At 62.0% G+C, this 18,702-nt stretch carries 14 protein-coding genes; 4 read left to right on the top strand and 10 right to left on the bottom strand.

The annotated features are described in order from the left end of the window. Positions 1-5 precede the first annotated feature (5 nt). From J3P81_RS13830 to J3P81_RS13850, 5 genes are all read right to left on the bottom strand, one after another. On the bottom strand, positions 6-959 hold the full coding sequence (locus J3P81_RS13830; RefSeq protein WP_434564112.1) for a TauD/TfdA family dioxygenase: 954 nt from the start codon (positions 957-959) through the stop codon (positions 6-8). 157 nt (positions 960-1,116) lie between these two features. After that, on the bottom strand, positions 1,117-2,046 hold the full coding sequence (locus J3P81_RS13835; protein WP_434559177.1) for an iron-siderophore ABC transporter substrate-binding protein: 930 nt from the start codon (positions 2,044-2,046) through the stop codon (positions 1,117-1,119). A gap of 63 nt (positions 2,047-2,109) precedes the next feature. Then, a complete protein-coding gene (locus J3P81_RS13840; protein WP_420763717.1) occupies positions 2,110-3,159 on the bottom strand; it encodes a FecCD family ABC transporter permease in 1,050 nt (349 codons plus the stop codon). Further along, complete coding sequence (locus J3P81_RS13845; protein WP_420763716.1) at positions 3,156-4,139, bottom strand: FecCD family ABC transporter permease; 984 nt, start codon at positions 4,137-4,139, stop codon at positions 3,156-3,158. Before J3P81_RS13845 ends, J3P81_RS13840 begins: the two co-directional genes overlap by 4 nt. Next, the gene (locus J3P81_RS13850) at positions 4,136-4,939 is read right to left on the bottom strand and encodes an ABC transporter ATP-binding protein (RefSeq protein WP_420763715.1); all 804 of its coding nucleotides are present in this window, start codon (positions 4,937-4,939) and stop codon (positions 4,136-4,138) included. Before J3P81_RS13850 ends, J3P81_RS13845 begins: the two co-directional genes overlap by 4 nt. Positions 4,940-5,228: 289 nt before the next feature. Between J3P81_RS13850 and J3P81_RS13855 the strand changes: the two genes are divergently transcribed. Together J3P81_RS13855 and J3P81_RS13860 are read left to right on the top strand one after the other, a co-directional pair. Continuing rightward, positions 5,229-7,439, top strand: coding sequence for a TonB-dependent siderophore receptor (locus tag J3P81_RS13855; RefSeq protein WP_434559179.1), 2,211 nt, complete (start codon positions 5,229-5,231; stop codon positions 7,437-7,439). Positions 7,440-7,629: 190 nt separating this feature from the next. Continuing rightward, complete coding sequence (locus J3P81_RS13860; protein ID WP_434559181.1) at positions 7,630-8,844, top strand: multidrug effflux MFS transporter; 1,215 nt, start codon at positions 7,630-7,632, stop codon at positions 8,842-8,844. Positions 8,845-8,851: 7 nt separating this feature from the next. On the opposite strand, the gene fabF is transcribed toward J3P81_RS13860, so the two are convergent. From fabF to J3P81_RS13875, 3 genes are read right to left on the bottom strand one after another with little or no spacing between them, the layout of a single operon-like run. Then, positions 8,852-10,150 carry a beta-ketoacyl-ACP synthase II gene (fabF, locus tag J3P81_RS13865; protein ID WP_434559183.1) on the bottom strand — a complete coding sequence of 433 codons (1,299 nt, stop codon included), beginning with the start codon at positions 10,148-10,150 and terminating at the stop codon, positions 8,852-8,854. Then, positions 10,147-13,209 carry an efflux RND transporter permease subunit gene (locus tag J3P81_RS13870; RefSeq protein WP_434559185.1) on the bottom strand — a complete coding sequence of 1,021 codons (3,063 nt, stop codon included), beginning with the start codon at positions 13,207-13,209 and terminating at the stop codon, positions 10,147-10,149. The genes fabF and J3P81_RS13870 overlap by 4 nt, the downstream gene beginning before the upstream one ends. Further along, entirely contained in the window at positions 13,206-14,315 is a 1,110-nt protein-coding gene (locus tag J3P81_RS13875; protein ID WP_434559187.1) for an efflux RND transporter periplasmic adaptor subunit, read from the bottom strand. The genes J3P81_RS13870 and J3P81_RS13875 overlap by 4 nt, the downstream gene beginning before the upstream one ends. A gap of 211 nt (positions 14,316-14,526) precedes the next feature. Here J3P81_RS13875 and J3P81_RS13880 point away from each other — a divergent pair, with 211 nt between their 5' ends. Further along, complete coding sequence (locus tag J3P81_RS13880; protein ID WP_434559189.1) at positions 14,527-15,987, top strand: efflux transporter outer membrane subunit; 1,461 nt, start codon at positions 14,527-14,529, stop codon at positions 15,985-15,987. A gap of 53 nt (positions 15,988-16,040) precedes the next feature. Here the strand turns inward: J3P81_RS13880 and J3P81_RS13885 are convergent, their stop codons facing one another. Further along, entirely contained in the window at positions 16,041-16,661 is a 621-nt protein-coding gene (locus tag J3P81_RS13885; protein WP_420763708.1) for a TetR/AcrR family transcriptional regulator, read from the bottom strand. A gap of 88 nt (positions 16,662-16,749) precedes the next feature. Beyond that, complete coding sequence (locus tag J3P81_RS13890; protein WP_434559191.1) at positions 16,750-17,706, bottom strand: threonine dehydratase; 957 nt, start codon at positions 17,704-17,706, stop codon at positions 16,750-16,752. A gap of 103 nt (positions 17,707-17,809) precedes the next feature. Here J3P81_RS13890 and J3P81_RS13895 point away from each other — a divergent pair, with 103 nt between their 5' ends. Continuing rightward, positions 17,810-18,622, top strand: coding sequence for a helix-turn-helix transcriptional regulator (locus J3P81_RS13895; RefSeq protein ID WP_434559193.1), 813 nt, complete (start codon positions 17,810-17,812; stop codon positions 18,620-18,622). Positions 18,623-18,702 lie beyond the last annotated feature (80 nt).

Here is an 18,702-nt window from a genome sequence, read left to right on the forward strand (position 1 = left end):
CTAGCTCAGTTCGCGGAAGCAGGCTCGGCCATGGCGACCACGACCTTTCGCGCGCCCTGGAATGTCGAACGGCCATGGGCCACCAGCATGTTGTCGAGCATCAGCACGTCACCGGCTTGCCAGGGAAAGCTCACCTGGCAGCGCTGCAATACGGCACGGACATGCTCCAGGGCATCAAGCTCGATAGGCGAGCCATCACCGTAGAAAACGTTACGTGGCACGCCCTCTTCACCGACGATGGAAATCAGCGTCTCGCGCACGGGTGCGGCGAGATTGGAGATATGGAACAGATGCGCCTGGTTGAACCACACCCACTCCCCAGTCACCGGGTGCTGGGCCACGGCCTGGCAGATCTGGCGGGTGGACAGCTCGCCGTCCTCTTTCCATTGGAACTGGATCTGGTTGGCGCGGCAGAAATGTTCGACTTGTGAACGGTCTTCCGTGCTGAACGCCTGTTGCCAGGGCAAGTCGAGGCCGTTGCCATAGTTGCGCACGTACATCAGGCGCTTCTCGGCGAAACGCTGACGTATGGCGGGGTCGAGTTGCTGGTAGACCTTGCGGCTGTCGGCAATGGGGGTTTCACCGCCCACCGCAGAGGCCTGCATGCAGTGGAACCAGATTTTCATTGGCCAGTTAAGCGAGTAGGACTGCTCGTTGTGTAGAGGGATCACTTGGTGGGCCGGGTACTCGGTCGACGTGTAGACCCGGTTGTTGAGCTTGGTGCGCGGCGTTGAGGCGTAGTCGTAGGTCAGCAGTTCATGACCGAAACCGCGGGCGAATGCTTCAAAGTCCGCTTCGCCATTGAACACAAAGCCACGAAACAGGATGCCGCCCGCTCGCGGTAACTGCGCCTCGACTGCTTGCAGGATCTGCGCCCGGCTGTCCTGCCACGCAGCCCCCGCGCCTGGCGCGTGGAAGATAAATGGCAAGGTCTGCTCGTCGCCCGGTACGCCTTCCATGGGTTGAACCTGTGCACGCGCCAAACCAGTTTCCATTTGTGATCCCTCGCCATTCCGATGAGCGTGTTTTTTCGAGAGCACAAACTATTACAAACGAGTAACAACTGCAATAGAGAATCATTGTCATTAATGACGTTTGTATGACAATCGACACAAATCATTTGGCCTGAAGCATGCTCTCCCGCTCAGCGATATGGGACATCAACAGGTAGGCGGAACCCAGCAAGCCCTGCATCGTATCGGCATAGCGGCTGCGGTTCAGGTACAGAAACTGGCGGTTCTTCACCGCAAACAGGTTCTGCCATTGCGGCGACTGGCGAAACGCAGCCGTGCTCGCTTCCGAATCGAGCAGTTCTTCGTATGTGTCGATAATGAAATCACTGTCGAAGTCGCCGATTCGCTCCAGGCTGTAGGGCACGTTCTGGCGCGCTTCGCGATAGGCGGCGACACGGCCCAGGCCGAAATCCTTGATGACGTCGTCCATCCCGCCACGGCCGATCAACTGGAAACCATCGGTATAGACCTCGAGCGTCGTGACCGTGATCCGCGAAGGGTCCTTGACCCGCTTCTTGAACTCGCTGACGACCCATTCGTATTCATGGAGCATTTCTTCGTAACGCTGCTGCTTGCCGACCAGCTCGGCGAGCTGCCTGGCGTAGGTCTTGATGTCGCTTTCCCGGGAGGGCAGCAGCACGACCGGTGCGATTTTGCTGAGCTTTTCCTTTAGGTCCGCGTGATAAGACAGGCCGACAATCAGGTCAGGCTTCAGGGCGGCGATGGCTTCCAGGTCAGGAGATTGGTGCGAGCCGATGTATTGAATGCCCGTCACGTCGAAGCGCTCCTGGGCACCGCGAAACAGCACGTCCGAAAACAGCTTCTTCCTGCCTGTCGATCCGCAGGGCTTGATACCCAATTCGAGCAACTGATCGGTCAGGCTGAAATCGTGCAGGGAGACAATGCAGTGGGGTGAAACAGGCACCTCGACACGACCGAAACTGTTCTCGAACACTTTGGTTTCGGCCGCGCCAGCGTGCATCGACATCAATGCAAACGGCACGCACAGCATGCCAAACAACCTCTTGAACACTTCTCTCATCCCTACCCGCACGCGTTTGCCTCCGATAATTTCAAGATAAGCGCCGCTGTGTTTTCAGCGACTGCGTTGACGCGCCAACAATATGATCAGATAAGGCGCGCCGATAATTGCAACCACCAGCCCCGCCGGTAATTGCAGCGGTGGGAACAGCCCCCTGCCCAGTGTGTCCCCCGCCAGTACCAGCAATGCCCCCATCAACGCCGACAAAGGCATCAGCGCACCGTGGCGATCGCCTGCCAGTTGGCGCGCCAGGTGCGGCGCCACCAGCCCGACGAAAGTCATGGTGCCGACGTTCGCCACGGCGGCCGCTGTCAGCATGACACTGCACAGCAATAGGAAAGCCATGACACCCGTGACGTTCAGGCCCCGGCTGAGCGCGACTTTTTCGCCCAACTGCAACAGGTTTAATTGACGGTGAAAAAACAGCAAGGGAACCCCCGCGAGCAACAGCCAGGTGCCGAGGCTGTGAACCTGCGGCCAACCGGCCCGGTGCAAGCTGCCGCCCAGCCACATCAGGGCCGACTCGACCTGGTCGATGTTGCCGTAGGTGATCAGTAAATCGGCTACTGCACTGAGCATCGCGGTGAGCCCAACGCCGACAAGGATCAACCGCAGCGGCGAAATCCCCTGGCGCCACGACAGCAGCGCGACGAAGAATGCCACGGCCAACCCGCCCGCCAGTGCCGCCAATGGATAGAGTTCAAGGGGCAACAGCGTGGGCCAGAGCACAATGATCAGCAGCATCGTCACACTGGCGCCCGACTCCACGCCCACCAGCCCCGGCGCCGCCAGCGGATTGCGCGTCAACGACTGCATCAACAGGCCGGCCAGCGACATGGCCATGCCGGCGAGGATCGCCAGGGCCACACGTGGCAGTCGCAATTCCCAAAGCAGATTGCGCGTCGTCGAGTCGACCTGTTCAGGCGCCCACAGCGCTTGCCAGGCCTGGACAACCCCCAACGAATAACTGCCGACAGTCAACGCGTACAACGATAAGGCAACCAATGCGAACATCAGGGCCAGCACCGAAATCACGTCGATGGGCCGGGCCACCCAAGGCAGTAATGGAAGTGCCCTGGGCAAGATCAGCCCAACGCGCGTCATTTGACTTTCCTCAACACCAACGCGACGAAAATCGGCCCGCCGATCAGTGCCGTGACAATCCCGGTGTTCAGCTCAAAGGGCCGCACAACGGTTCGTGCGGCAATGTCCGCCAGGATCAGCAGCAACGCGCCGAGCAGCGGCGCGGCCAGCAATAGCCGTCGATAATCATCGCCAAACAACAGCCGCGCCGCATGGGGCACCACCAACCCGACAAAACCGATCGGTCCCGCCAGCGCCACGGCGCATCCTGACAGCAGCACCACGGAAGCCAGCCCGAACAGGCGCATTTTCAACAAGTTGACGCCCATGCCGGCCGCGGCCTGCGGACCGAGCCGATGGGCGTTCAAGGCCCGGACATTGACCAGGCACAAGACCATGCCCAACACCACATAAGGCCAGACCCATGCCTGCATCGAGCCTCCGGTGACGCCGATCGACCCGGTGAGCCAGCGGCGAAGGCTGTCGAGCCCCTGCTGGTCGAGCAACAGCAGGATTGACGTGATGGCGCTGAACAACGCCGCGATCATCGCGCCGGACAAGGTCAGTCGAATCGGGTTATGGCCCCTGCCCGCCAGCAGCAGGACACCAATGGCTGCCACCAGGGCACCGCTGAAAGCAAACAATGGGATCATCGACAGGTCGTGACCGGGCAGCACCAGCAAGCCGAACACCACGAACAATGCCGCGCCGCTGTTGATGCCGAGAATGCCGGGGTCGGCCAGGGGGTTGTCACCTACCGCCTGCATGATCACTCCCGCCAGGCCAAGGCTGGCGCCCACCAGCATGGCAACCAGCAAGCGTGGCAGGCGGCTGCCACGGATGACGCTCTGATCGGCGTTGTCCGGTGCATACGCCACCAGTGCCTGCCAGGCCTCGTTCCAAGGGATGCTCTTGGCGCCAACCGCCAGGTGCAGCAGCGCGGCCAAGGCGATGGCGACCAGCAGGCCCAGCCACACCGGTATTCGCAAACCGTGACTCACATCGCCTCCCGCACAGCCGATGGCTGGCTACGGGTGGTTTGCGGAACACACAGCGGGTCGCCCGAATAAGGGTCGGTGATGATGTGCGCGTCCAGGTCGAAGACCGCCTTGAGATTCTCACGGGTAAAGACTTCAGCGGGCGCGCCCTGGGCCAGCAAGCGGCCTTCACGCATCATCACCAGGTGATCGGCATAACGCGCGGCCTGGTTGAGATCGTGAAGCACGGCGACGACGGTCTTGCCTTGCTCGCGCAGATCCACCAGTAGTTCGAGCAAGGTGATCTGATGAGCGATATCGAGAAACGTCGTGGGCTCGTCCAACAGGATCACTGGGGTGTCCTGGGCCAAGGTCATGGCAATCCAGCAGCGCTGCAGTTGTCCACCCGACAGGGTAGCCAACGAGCGATCGAGCAACGGTGCGATGCCCGCCAGTTCGATGGCACGGTCGATTGCCTGCTGATCCTGTTCGGACCATTGCCGCCACCAGCTCTGCCAGGGGAAACGTCCCTGCATCACAAGCTCTCGCACGCTCATGCCGGCCGGTGACGTAGTGCGCTGGGGCAACAACGCCATGCGCTGCGCCAGCGCCCGGCGCGAATACTGCCCCAGAGCCTTGCCGGACAGGTGCACCTCACCCGCGCTTGGGCGCAGCATATGTGCCAGCACATTCAAGAGTGTGGTCTTGCCACAGCCGTTGGCCCCGATCAACGCCGTGAAGCAGCCTTCGGGAATGTCCAGGCTGACACCGTTGAGAATCTGTTGCTCGCCATAGCTCAGCCGCACATTGCTGGCTTTCAGCATGACCGTCCCTCCACCGCCCAAGAGGGCCTGATCGAATCGTCCATCGTACAGATCCCGCGCATTCGTTTCCCGGTAACAACGCCGGAAAACCCACCGCAGGCTAAAAAGTGCGGCACAGAATATGTCGAAACTAAAATAAATTCCCTACAAGCCTGACAATATTAATGCAAACCCTTATCATTCACAGTCAGATTATGGCCAGTAGACACTAACTTCGCTCGCCTGCCCTGCCGCCGGACCGGGACGATAGGCTTGCGAAGATCAATAACAATCCTCAAGGACTTCCTCGATGCTCGTAAGAAAAACAACAGTTGGCACCGAAAAATGTTACGTCTCGCGTCATCCAGCGTTTCACTTGAGCACTCTGGCCCTGGCTTTGGGGAGCATCTTTTCAGCACAGGCGATCGCCGCACAAGAAGAGGCTGCAGCCAACGCTCCTCTTCAACTCGGCGAAATCAACATCAATGCCGCCGCCGTGGAAAACCCCACGGCGCCGCTGGCCGGCAAAGTCGCCCTGCGCAACGGCAGTGCCACCAAGTCCAACGCGGCCATCACTGAAACGCCGCAATCGGTGTCCGTGGTCACCGCCGATGAAATGCGCGATCGCAAGTCCGACACCATGGCGGACGCCCTCAGCTACACCCCGGGCTTCACCAGCCAACCGAGCAGCTTCAACCGCACCTCGGACCGGTTCCGCATTCGCGGCTTCGACGTCGAATCCGCCACTGGCGGCTCCCTGCGCGACGGCATGCGCCTGCAAAACAACTCCTACGATGGCGTCCAGGACCCGTATGGGTTGGAGCGCGTGGAAGTTATCCGCGGCGCGGCGTCGGTGCTGTACGGCCAACTGTCGCCAGGCGGCTTCGTCAACGGTGTCAGCAAGCGCCCGACCGAAACCCCGCTGCATGAGTTGGGGCTGCAATATGGCAACCATGATCGCAAGCAACTGACCGCCGACTTCAGCGGCCCGCTCGGTGACAGCGAGGTCCTCACCTACCGCCTGACCATGCTCAAGCGCGACAGCGACACCCAGCAGGATTACGTCAACGACGACAAGCTCTACATCGCCCCGGCCCTGACCTGGCGCCCTGATGAAGACACGTCCCTGACCCTGCTCTCGTTCTATCAGAAGAGCGACACGCGCTTCTCCGCCCCGCTGCCCTATCAATTGGTCAAAGGCGTTGGCAACGGCCCCTTCACCATCGGCCGCCACGATTTCATCGGCGAACCCGACTACGACGACATGAACGGCGAGATGTCCGCCATCGGTTATGAGTTCGAACACCGGTTTGATGAACACACCCGTATCAGCAACAAGTTGCGTTACTACGAAGCGGATGTGAAGTGGAAATACATGCAGATTCGGACAGGGAATCCAGTCAATACAGCAGCCGCCACGGGCGTTTTGGGTCGTCAGTACAGTGATCGGCGGGAGCGCTCCCGGGCGTTGGCCAGCGACACCAACTTCGAGACGCGTTGGAACATTGGCGGGATTGAAAACACCTTCCTGGTGGGTGCCGATACCTACGACGCGTCATACGACTCGCATAACTTCCGAGCCAACTCGACCTCTATCAATATTGGTGACTACAACTACGGTCAGCCGGTGATAGTGGACAAGAGCCGGAGCCGCGACCGTGGTTCGCAGATCGATACCTTCCAGACAGGTATCTACCTGCAAGACCAGATCAAGTTCGACGATCACTGGCTCCTGTTGCTCGGCGGCCGCCACGACTGGGCCGACCAGGACCAAAAAGGCTTCGCCACCGGCGAGAAGCTGAGCCAGAACGACGAATCCACCACTTGGCGCGCCGGCCTGGTGTACCAGGCGGACAACGGCCTGGCACCTTACATCAGCTACAGCGAATCATTCTTCCCAGTTGCGGTGGCCGACGCGCCTGGCCAGACGTTCAAGCCTACAGAAGGCAAGCAGTACGAGATCGGCATCCGCTACCAACCTCCGGGCAGCAATACACTGTTGAGCGCAGCGGTTTATGAACTGACTCAGGAAAACGTCGTGAAGCGCGACCTGGCTGGCCTCAATCCCCAGCAGATTGGCGAGCAGCGCTCCCGTGGCCTGGAACTCGAAGCCAAGTCCGACATCACGCCTCAACTGACGGTCATCGCGACGTACGCCTACACCGATGCGCGCATCACCAAAAGCGTAATCCAGAGCGAAGTGGGTCAGCGCAGCGAAGATACGCCTTACCACCAAGCCGCGCTGTGGGCCGACTACAACTTCGCCCGTTTCGGCGTACCGCAGCTGAAAATCGGCGGCGGCGCGCGCTACAAGGGAACCACCCAAGCTTCGGGCATCGATTCGCAAATGCCTGCCTACACGCTGTTCGATGCAATGGCCAGCTACCAGATCGACAAGAACTGGGACATCGCCCTCAACGCCAACAACGTGACGAACAAAAAATACACTTATTGCGAATTTGCCATCTGCCGCTACGGCGACGAGCGCGAGTTGGTGACCTCCGTCAACTTCCGCTGGTAAATACCCCTGACTCGGTCGGCGCCGCCAGGTGTCGACCGAGTCATTTCAGCTGTATAAACTTTTGTAAGCCCTCTCGAATCCCCTCATCGCACCCATCCCCCTAAATTTTCCATTGACCTTGACGCCCTAGATGACGATCGTCATATTACGATCATCATAAGCGAGACAAAACCGGCCAGAGGGTTGATCCATGAAAACCGCAGATGCATCAGCGATTGTGCAAACGCAGCCACTCGCATCGAGCCCAGCCCTGACCGGCCGAATCGTCGCACTGCTCGCCGGCCTCGCGGCCATCGGCATGCTCTCCACCAATATCATCCTCCCTGCGTTCCCGGTGATCGGTGATGACCTCGGCGTGACCGCCCGCGAACTGGGCCTGACGCTCTCCAGTTACTTCGTCACTTTTGCCCTGGGCCAATTGGTGGTCGGGCCGTTGGCTGACCGTTATGGACGGCAGAAACTGGTGCTGGGCGGACTGTCGGTGTTCATAGTCGGCACCGTCATTGGCGGCCTCGCCACCACCCTTGAGGTACTGATTGCCGGCCGCGTCGTTCAGGCGTTGGGCGTGTGCGCGGCCTCGGTGCTGTCGCGGGCCATCGCACGGGATCTGTTCGAAGGCGAGACACTGGCCCGCGCCCTGTCATTGACGATGGTCGCCACGGCCGCGGCGCCAGGTTTCTCACCCTTGGCGGGCAGCGTGCTGTCCGTCACGCTCGGATGGCGCGCCATCTTTATCCTGGTGGGATTGGCCGCCGTGGTGCTGGCGTTCTTCTATGTACGCGATCTTGGCGAAACCCATCCCGCCGACCGCCGGGCGCCGCACTCTACCGGCAGTGTGGTGCGCGCTTACGCCAGGCTGATGGTGGACAAGCGTTTCATCCTCCCTGCCCTGTCGATGAGCCTGTTGCTCAGCGGTCTGTTCGCGTCATTCGCCGCTGCCCCGGCCATTCTCATGAAAGGCATCGGCCTGACGTCCCTGCAGGCCGGCCTGTATTTCGCATCAACGGTGTTTGTGGTGTTCGCCGCCGGCCTGGCCGCTCCTCGCCTGGCCCGACGTTTTGGCCCAGGTAACACCGCCCTGCTGGGCATTGCCTGCGCCATGATCGGCGGTGGTTTGCTCATCGTGGGGCCAGCTAGCCCGGGGCTTGGCTGGTATGCGGTGTCGATGGTGACGTTCCTTTGGGGCATGGGCCTGGCGAATCCGTTGGGTACGGCGATCACCATGGGGCCTTTCGGCAAAGAGGCCGGGATGGCCTCGGCGCTGCTGGGTTTTCTCTCCATGGGTGCGGCAGCGTTGACCACCTGGCTCGCCGCCGTGCTGAGCTTTTCACCCATCGCCACACTGGGTGCGATCCAGGCGTTGACCTGCCTGGTCGCGCTGGTGCTGTTCCGCTTGCGCCGCTGACGCGGCGTCAATCGTCCCAACGACGGAATAACACGCTGGCATTGACGCCACCAAAACCGAACCCATTCGACAGTGCATGGGTGATCGGCATTTTCCGGGCCTTCAGGCCAACCAGATCGAGGCCGTTGGCTGCCTCGTCGGGATGCATCAGGTTCAGCGTCGGCGGCACGACCTGATCACGCAGCGCCAAAACCGTGAAGATCGCTTCGATGCCGCCGGCCGCGCCCAACAAGTGGCCAGTGGCTGATTTGGTAGAAGTGATCGCCACGCCTGCGCCCGCGCCGCCGTTCGTGCCAAAAACCGCGCGGATCGCCGCCAGCTCACCGGCATCACCCACCTGGGTGGACGTCGCGTGGGCATTGATGTGCTGCACTTCGCTGGGGTTGAGACCTGCCTGGCGCAACGCCTGCTCCATGGCGCGGCGGGCGCCGTTGCCATCTTCCGGGCCTGCGGTCAGGTGGTAGGCATCGGCGCTGGTGCCATACCCCACCAATTCCGCCAGGGGCTTGGCACCCCGGGCCAGGGCGTGTTCCAGCGACTCGATCACCAGCAACCCGGCGCCTTCGGCCATGACGAAGCCGTCGCGCTCCCGATCGAACGGCCGCGAGGCCTCTTGTGGACGCTCGGCAAATCCCGTGGACAGTGCCCGCGCCGCCGCGAAGCAGCCCAACGTCACGCGGTCGATCGCCGCCTCGGTGCCACCGCAGATGGCAATGTCCGCCTCGCCACTCTTGATCAGCCGAGCGGCATCGCCAATGGCTTGTACGCCGGCAGCACAAGCGGTAACGGGTGCACCTAGCGGCCCTTTGAAACCATGTCGGATGGACACCTGCCCGGCCGCCATATTGGCCAGGAAAGCCGGCGCGGTGAACGGCGACAGTCGACGTGGACCGCGAGCATCGGTGGTGCGCACCGCATCGGCAATCGTGGCGAAACCACCCACGCCCGAAGAAATGATCGTGGCAGTCCGCTCCTGATGGACGGGATCAACAGGATGCCAGCCCGCCTGCTCCAAGGCTTCGTGAGCCGCCACCAGGGCGAACTCGATGAAGCGGTCCATCTTCTTGCGATCCTTGGGCGCGATGAGGCGCTCCGGGTCGTAACCGGCGATACCGTCCTCTTCCAAGGTCGGCACTTGCCCCCCCACGGCGACGCCGGTCCCGTCGGTGACGTCGGCGGACAGGTTGCGAATGCCGGATTGCCCGGCCAGCAAGCGCTGCCAGACCTCTTCCACCCCGCAGCCCAGCGGGCCGACGATGCCTACGCCAGTGATGACGATGCGTTTTTGACCTTCGCGATTTTTCATGGAGCCCTCTTCGTATCAGGACGGATCTTGAACCAGATGGAATACATCGCCGGCAGGAACACCAGCGTCATGATGGTGCCGACGAACGTGCCGCCGATCAGGGTGTAGGCCAGCGTGCCCCAGAACACCGAATGTGTCAGGGGGATGAATGCCAGGATTGCCGCCAGTGCCGTGAGCAACACCGGCCGTGCACGCTGCACCGTGGCCTCGATCACCGCATGGAACGGATCCAGCCCTTCGTTGGCGTTGTGATGGATTTGTCCGATCAGGATCAGCGTATTGCGCATGAGAATGCCCGACAGGGCGATCAGGCCGACCAATGCATTGATACCGAATGGCTGATTGAAGATCAGCAATGTCGGCACGACGCCGATCAGCCCCAGTGGCGCCGTCAAGAACACCATGATCATCGCCGAGATCGAGCGCATTTGCAGGATGATGATCAGCAACGTCAAGGCGACCATGATCGGCACCAGCGGCACGATGGCCTTGCCGGCCTTGCCCGACTCCTCGATGGCGCCCGCCTGCTCGATCCGGTAGCCGGCGGGCAACCTGTCGATGACCGGTTGCAGTTGCTTGATAATCGCGCTGGAGACGTCCGGCGGCTGCAGGCCTTCGGCAATATCGCCGCGCACCGTCATGGTCGGCGTGCGATCACGACGGCGCAGGATCGGATCTTCCATGCGCACATCCACCTCGCCGACCTGGGACAGCGGAATGCGCTGGCCTGTCGCGCCCACTAGGGTGAAACCTTCGATCCGCGCGGGGTCGAGGCGGATGTCACCGGCGGCGCGGCCGATCACCTGCACCGAACGGATGTCCTCGCGCACTGCCGTGATCGGCACGCCGCTGAGCAGGAATTGCAATTGCTGGGCGACCGCATTGGACGTCAGCCCCACCGCTTGCAAGCGGTCCTGGTCGAGATTGAAATGCAGCGTCGGCACCAAGGGTCCCCAGTCGGTGTTGACGGTCCTCATCATCGGGCTCGCCTGCATGATGCTCTGGACCTGACTGGCGATCTCGCGCAGCTTCGTCGAATCAGGGCCCATCACACGATACGCCACGGGGAACGGTGAATACGGGCCGAACACCAATTGAGTGACCCGCACCCGCGCCTCGGGAGCCAGCCCCTCGGCGATCGCTTCGCGGAGACGGAACTTGAGGGCTTCGCGTGCTTGCTGGCTATCCGTCAGCACGACAATCTTGGCAAATGACGGATCGGGAAGTTCCGGCGCCATCGCCAGGTAGAAACGCGGCGCGCCTTGGCCGATGTAGGCGGTGACGATCCGGGCCTCTTCCTGTTGTTGCAGCCAGGCCTCGACCCTGGCGGTGGTGGCGCTGGTTTGCTCGATGGAGGTGCCGTACGGCATCTGCACTTCCACCAGCACCTCGGGCCGATCCGAGGTCGGAAAGAACTGTTTTTTCACCAGGCCCATGCCGAGGATCGCCACCACGAATGTCGCGATCACCGTACCGGCCACCCACCATTTGCGCGCGATGACTCGCGTCAGCACTTGGCGGAAACGGTTGTAGTGCCGCGTGTTGTAGATGGCCGCGTGCCCGCCTTCGACCTGCTTGATGTCGGGCAACAATTTCACGCCCAGGTACGGTGTGAATGCCACCGCGACCACCCAGGAAGCAATCAGCGCGATGCCGACGATCCAGAACATGTTGCTGGTGTATTCGCCGGCGGTCGATTGCGCGAAGCCGTTGGGCATGAAGCCGATGGCGGTCACCAGCGTGCCGGACAACATCGGTGCGGCCGTGTGGCTCCAGGCATACGCGCTGGCCTTGATCCGGTCGTAGCCCTCCTCCATTTTCACCACCATCATTTCAATGGCGATGATCGCGTCGTCCACCAACAAACCGAGCGCGAGGATCAGCGAGCCGAGGGTGATTCGGTCGAAATTCTTGCCGGTGGCGGCCATGACCACGAACACCACGGCCAACGTCAACGGCACGGCCGCCGCGACCACGACACCCACGCGCCAGCCCATGCTGAGGAAACAGACAATCATCACCACCAGCAGCGCGACGAAGAACTTGACCATGAACTCGCCGACCGCCGAGTCGATATTGACCGATTGATCGGTAACCTTGGTCAGCGCCATGCCCAGCGGCATGTCTTGGTTGATCTTGCTGATCTGCGTATCCAAGGCCTTGCCCAGGTCCAGGCCATTCCAGCCCTCGCGCATGATCACGCCCAATAACAACGCCTCTTCGCCACCGTTGCGCACCAGGAACGTGGCGGGGTCTTCATAGCCACGCTCGACAGTCGCCACGTCCGACAGCTTCAGCGAGCGCCCCTGTACCACGACCGGCGTGTCGCGAATCTTCTGCAGCTTGTCGAAAGCGCCATCCAGGCGCAGGAACACCTGCGGCCCGACGGTTTCGATGGAGCCGGCGGGCGTGAGCATGTTCTGGCTGTTGAGGGCGGTAAAAATATCCTGGGGCGACACACCCAGGGTCGCCAAGCGATCGTGGGAAAAGGACACGAAGATCCGTTCGGCCTGCTCGCCGATGATATTGATCTTCTTCACGCCTGGCACATGCAGCAGTTGTTGGCGCAGCGCTTCGGCATCACGCACCAGCCGTCGTTGCGGCTCGCCTTTGGCTTTCAGGGCGAACAAGGCGAAGGTCACGTCGGAAAATTCATCATTGACCATCGGCCCTATAACCCCGGGCGGCAGTTTGATCGCCTCGTCAGCCAGCTTCTTGCGCGCCTGGTAGAACTCTTCCTGCACTTGCGACGGCGGCGTCCGATCGACCAGCGACACCATCGTGAACGCAAGGCCGGGACGGGTATAGGTTTCCGTGCGGTCGTACCACTTCAATTCTTGCAGGCGTTTTTCCAGCGGTTCGGCGACCTGGTCTTGCATTTCCTGGGCTGTCGCGCCTGGCCAGGCGGTGATGACCGTCAGTTGCTTTACCGTGAAGGGTGGGTCTTCCGCGCGGCCGAGCTGGAAAAAAGCGAGGACACCCGCAACGGCGATCAGCAACAGCAGGAATACCGTGATGGAACGCTCGCGGACGGCGAGCGCGGAGAGGTTGAAGCTCATGGGCGATTCCCCGCAACCTTCACGTCTTGCGGTTGCGCAAGACGCACCGCCTCGCCCTCGTGCAGCAGATGGGCGCCGAGCGCAACGATCTGCTCGCCCATTTTCAGCTCGCCCAAGACCTGCGCGGCGTCGTCGCTCAAGCCGACGACCTTCACCGGACGCCAGGCGACTGTCGCCGGTTCGCCCGTGATGACCCAGACACCACTGCCTTTGCCCGAGTCGAAAATGGCAGCGATCGGAACTTGCAGTGCCTGTTCCGTCCGAGGCCCCGCGGCGACCCGGAGCGTGACCGTGGAACCCAGCGGTGCGCTGGCCAGCGCGCCCTCCAACACGTAACGCGCCTCGAAGGTGCGCGTTACAGGGTCGGCGGAATCCGACAGCAACCTCAGCTTCGCATTGACCGCCTCGCTGGCATTGCCGTACAGCGTCGCCTGGGCGACTGACCCCGACGTCGGCCGCAGGGTTTCAGGCAGTTGCACCACGGCTTCGCGCTGGCCTGCCCGGGCCAGTCGAACCACGATTTGTCCAAGAGCGACAACTTGCCCGGGCTCGGCGAGGGTTTCCATCACAACGCCATCGGCGTCGGCGAGCAGCACGGCATAACCAGAAGCGTTGCGGGCAACGTCAGCCTGGGCCTGGGCCGCGCTGAGTTGCGCCCTTGCGGTATCGGCGGCGGCCTTGATCTGGTCGTAGCCCGAGGCGGAAATGGCGCCGGCAGCGACAAGGTCTCGGTAACGAGTCTCGTCATCGGCGGTCTGCTTCGCCCTCGCCCGAGCGGCGGCGACGGCCTCCTGTTGTGCTCGCGCTTGCAGCCCCAGGTCGACAGGGTCCAGGCGCATCAGTGGCTGGCCGCGCTTGACCGTCTGGCCGGTGTCGACCAGCCGCTCGAGGACCTTGCCCGACACGCGAAAGCCCAGGTCGCTCTGGACCCTGGCCGTGACCACGCCGGTAAACGAACGCGACCGGTCGGGCGAACCCAAAACTTGCGCGACCCTCACTATGGGCGCAAGCGTGCGTGGATCTTTCTCGGTGGATGACTCGCCACACGCCGTCAGGACGAGAGGCAGCAAGCAAGCGGCAAGGGTGACAGGTCGGCGCCGGAGCATAAGGTCCCTTTTCATGAGCGGACAGGATGGAAGGCGCATTCTCATTCGAGTGACCATATCTGTCAATCGTCACGATCCTTGCGCTATGACCGTCAGCCTTCAAGCCGTGTTGCGCTTAACAACTGTCCGTTAGCTCTGCCTGGAAGCCAATTGACAGCTTGTGACCATCTTATGATATGGTCACAGTCCGCATCGACTCGAGGAATTTTCCATGCCACCCCTGCGCCCCCTGGCTTTTTTTTTGAGCACCGGCTTGTTGACAGGTTGCGCGGTCGGCCCGGACTACCATCGTCCCGCAGTTCCACTTTCGAGTCGTTACGTAGGCCAGCCTCTGGTCGAACAGCGGTCCGCGAGCGTTCGGGCCGACTCGATTGTCTGGTGGGAAGCGTTTGGTGATCCAAACCTCACGGTGTTTGTCACCAAGGCCCTTGAACAAAACCTGGACTTGGCGCAGGCATCGGCGCGCGTGATGCAGGCACGGGCCGGACTGGGCGCAGCGAACGCCGCTTTGCTGCCCTCGGGAAATATCAGTGGCCAGGCCGCGCGCGCCTACCAGTCGGTGGAGACCCCGCTCGGCCAGGTGCTCGATTCAACGCCTGGCTATGATCGATACGGAAGTTCCTACGAACTCAACCTCGGCGCCAGTTGGGAGATAGATGCCTTCGGCGGCCTGCGGCGTGGACGCGAAGCAGCGCTGGCGGACTACCAGGCGTCCGAGGCCGGTGCGGTCGCCACGCGCTTGGCGGTCGCCGCGCAGGTCGCCGACACCTACATCACCGTTCGTGGACTGCAGGCCCGGCTGGACATTGCAAACCGACAGGTCAGGACGCAGCAAGACCTGCTGGAAAAAGTCCAATTGCTGTACAACAAAGGCCTCGCCGCCAGCTATCAGGTTCGCCAGACCGAGGGGCAACTGGCACAAGTCCAGGCAACGTTACCGGTCCTGCAGACCGGCCTGGATGCCGCGATGAACGCCTTGGATGTCATGCTCGGCACTCCGCCCGGCACCCATCGGCCGCTATTGGCCGAGCGCCGCGACATTCCCCTCGCCCCACAAATAACCACAACCGGAACGCCGGCGGACCTGCTGCGTCGCCGGCCAGACCTGATCGTCGCCGAGCGTCACCTTGCGGCCTCCAATGCGCGCATCGGCGAGGCCGTCGCCGAGTACTATCCAAAGTTCTCCCTCAGCGCCTTGCTCGGCAGCGCCACGGCGGTGTCCGGCGGTAACTTGTTCAGTGGCGGCGCCAGCCAATCGGCGGGCGTGCTGGGGCTGCGCTGGAGGCTCTTCGATTTTGGCCGCATCAACGCCCGGATCGACGAGGCCAAGGGCGAGGAAGCCGAAGCGTTGGCTGCTTATCGCCAGTCCGTGCTGCGCGCCACTGAAGACGTCGAAAACGCCTTTAGCGCGTTGGTCAATCGCGAAACCCAGGCGACCACCCTCACCCAAGGCGAAACGTCTTTGAACCAGGCCCGTCAATCGACCTTCGTCGCCTACCAGAAAGGCACCGCCAGCCTGATCGACGTGTTCAACGCCGACGAGACGTTGCTGCAGGCATCCGATGCCCGAGCGCAGGCTCGAACCGAATCAGCACGGGCAGCGGTCGCGGCATTCCGTGCGCTTGGCGGTGGTTGGCAAGCTCCTGAGGAAGGAGCTGTGGCGACAAGGTGAACATTTTTAGAAATGGTCACTAAATAGCGGCAAGAGTGGCCATCAGCCAAAGCTCAGGGCATCAGGCTACGCAGGATGAGATTGGTCGTGAGCGTGGGGGCTTCCTCGACGAAGTCGAGGTTGTATTGCAGCAGCAAGGGGTTGACGAACGGCCGCAAGGCCAGGTGGATGGCCTCCACCGTTTCGTCCAGAGGCGTGCGTCGTTCAAACTCGCCGAGCTCACGCCCTTGGCGGATGATCTCCAGCACGAAGCTCTTGATCCGTTCGTTATACGCCTGGGAACTGGGCCAGCGCTCCGAAGCCGAGAAAGCCGCGATATCGTAGAGCTTGCGGTCGTTGAAAAACAGGTTCACGCCCGTGACCACTAATGTTTTGACCAGCCTGCGCAAGCGCTCCGTTGCCGTCAGCCCGTCTACGTTGATCGCCTCTTCCACCGCCTCGACGATCGTCGACAGGCAGTTGGCGCAGATGGCTTCGCCGATCGCCTGCTTGGAATCGAAGAACTTGTAGATGTACGCCTTGGAGAAGCCGATAGCCTTGGCCAGGTCGGAAACCGTGGTCTTGCCAAAGCCGTACTGGCTGAAATGTTCATGGGCGGCCGCGATGATCTGGTCACGAATGTCGTGATCGGCGGGTCCACGGGCGCTGGGTGGTGCGATGGATGGCTGGTTCATCGGGGCAGCTTACGCATCCCGACGGCCATTGACAACTTATGACCAAATCTGAATTTAGTCACAACCCCATCGCCCTGTCGTCTCTTGACTACCCGATTACGCGGGCATACACCGATCGATCGATATTACCGCCGGACAAAATCACCCCGACCTTCTTCCCTTCCATCTTCCCGCGCTCCTGGATAAGCGCCGCCAACGCCGCCGCGCCGGCACCTTCGGCCAGGTTGTGGGTGTCGGTGTAATAGACGCGCATGGCCTCGGCAATTTCCTGGTCGCTGACCGCTACGATGCGCGCCGCGCCAGCGCCGTAGATGGCGAAGGCCTGCACAATCGGCTTGCGCACGGCGAGGCCGTCGGCAAAGGTATCGGCCGAGGCGGTTTCGCGGATTTCACCCGCTTCAAATGACAGTTTCGCCGCCGTCGCCTCGGTGGACACCACGCCCACGACCTGGGTTTGCAAGCCCAGGGCATCACGGGCAGCGATGACCGCGCAGATCCCGGAGCCGCAGCCAATGGGCACGTAGACGGTGTCCAGGTCAGGCACGGCCTTGAACAGCTCGAGCGCGTAGGTGGCGACGCCTCTGACCAGCTCGGTATGAAACGGCGGTACGAGATAGAGTCCCTGGGTCTGCGCCAGGCGTGCCGCTTCTTCACGGGCCTCATCGAAATCGCGACCGTATTCGATCACTTCGCCACCGAAGCCGCGCATGGCGTCGTTCTTCTCGACCGAGTTTCCCTCCGGCACCACGATCAATGCCCGCAGCCCCGCCGCGCTGGCCGCCAGCGCCTGGCTCTGGCCATGGTTGCCACGGGTCGCGGTGACAATGCCTTTCGTTCGCGGATGCTCACGCTTGAGCCAATCCATGAATGTGATGCCGCCGCGGACCTTGAACGCGCCCGTGGGGGTATGGTTTTCGTGCTTGACCCACACCGTGCAACCGAGGCGTTCCGCCAGCAAGGGCCAGGCGTACTGGGCCGTGGCGGGCATGACCTGGTAGACCTGGCGAGCCGCTTGTTCGATATCGTCGAGAGTCAGTGCGTACATGATGGGTCTCCTTGGGTTTCGGCCAGTCTAGCCAGGGACGCCGAAGCCGGGCTTTCAAAAAACTGACCTGACTTTTGTCCCCTCGCTTCACTACTATGGGTAGATGAGCCATCGAAACCGCCCACAGCCACCGCGCCCGACTGAATCGACCCGTCGCGTCGAGGCCGGCCCGTGGCTCATCGAACTGCTCCCCGGTAGCGCCTATTCGGCTCGATACGTTGCAACCCAGCCGGTCATCGGCTTTGCCTTCGACAGCCAGCGAGGCCTGCATGCCATTGGCAGCGACCGGGTGCAGCCGTTCTACGCCAAGCCCAACGGCCTGGCGTTCGTGCCAGCCCAGTGCGACGTGTATTCGGAGTCACCCGTTGGCGGCGAATACCTGCGTCTGGTGCGCACTGACGGCGGCGTGCTGCCTGGAGATCATGCGTTCAACAATCGCGTCGACCCACGCGCCAGCGCCCTCGCGCAACGCATGCGCAAGGCGTTGCTGCACGCTTCGGTCGAAGATGATTGGGAAGCCTGGGCCGTGGCGCTGGCCGAGCGCGTGACGCCGGGCGAACATTCTTGCGCAACGCCCCGGGGCTCCATGACCGACAGCCGGATGCGCCTGCTCGACGAGTTCATCGATGCCGGCCTCGATCAACCGCTGGGCGTCTCGGCAATGGCGCAGTTGCTGGGATTGTCCGAAGGTTATTTCATGCGCGCCTTCAAGTTCGCGACGGGCAAAAGCCCCCACGCCTACCTGATCGACCGCCGCCTCGCCAAAGCCCGGGCGTTTATACGCGACTCATCGGCGACGTTGGCGCAAATCGCCCACGCCTGCGGTTTCAGCTCCCAGGCGCACATGACAACAACGTTCAAGCAGCGCCTAGGGGTGAGTCCGGCGCAGTTGCGCCAGATGACGAGTGGCGTTTGACGCCCTTGACTTAATGGTCCAGTTTTTAAAAGAAGCCAAGACAGCATCCCGTTCATTGATCAGAGGGCCACTGCCGCCTA

It is taken from the genome of Pseudomonas sp. R1-6 (assembly GCF_051132115.1).
GTDB lineage: Bacteria > Pseudomonadota > Gammaproteobacteria > Pseudomonadales > Pseudomonadaceae > Aquipseudomonas.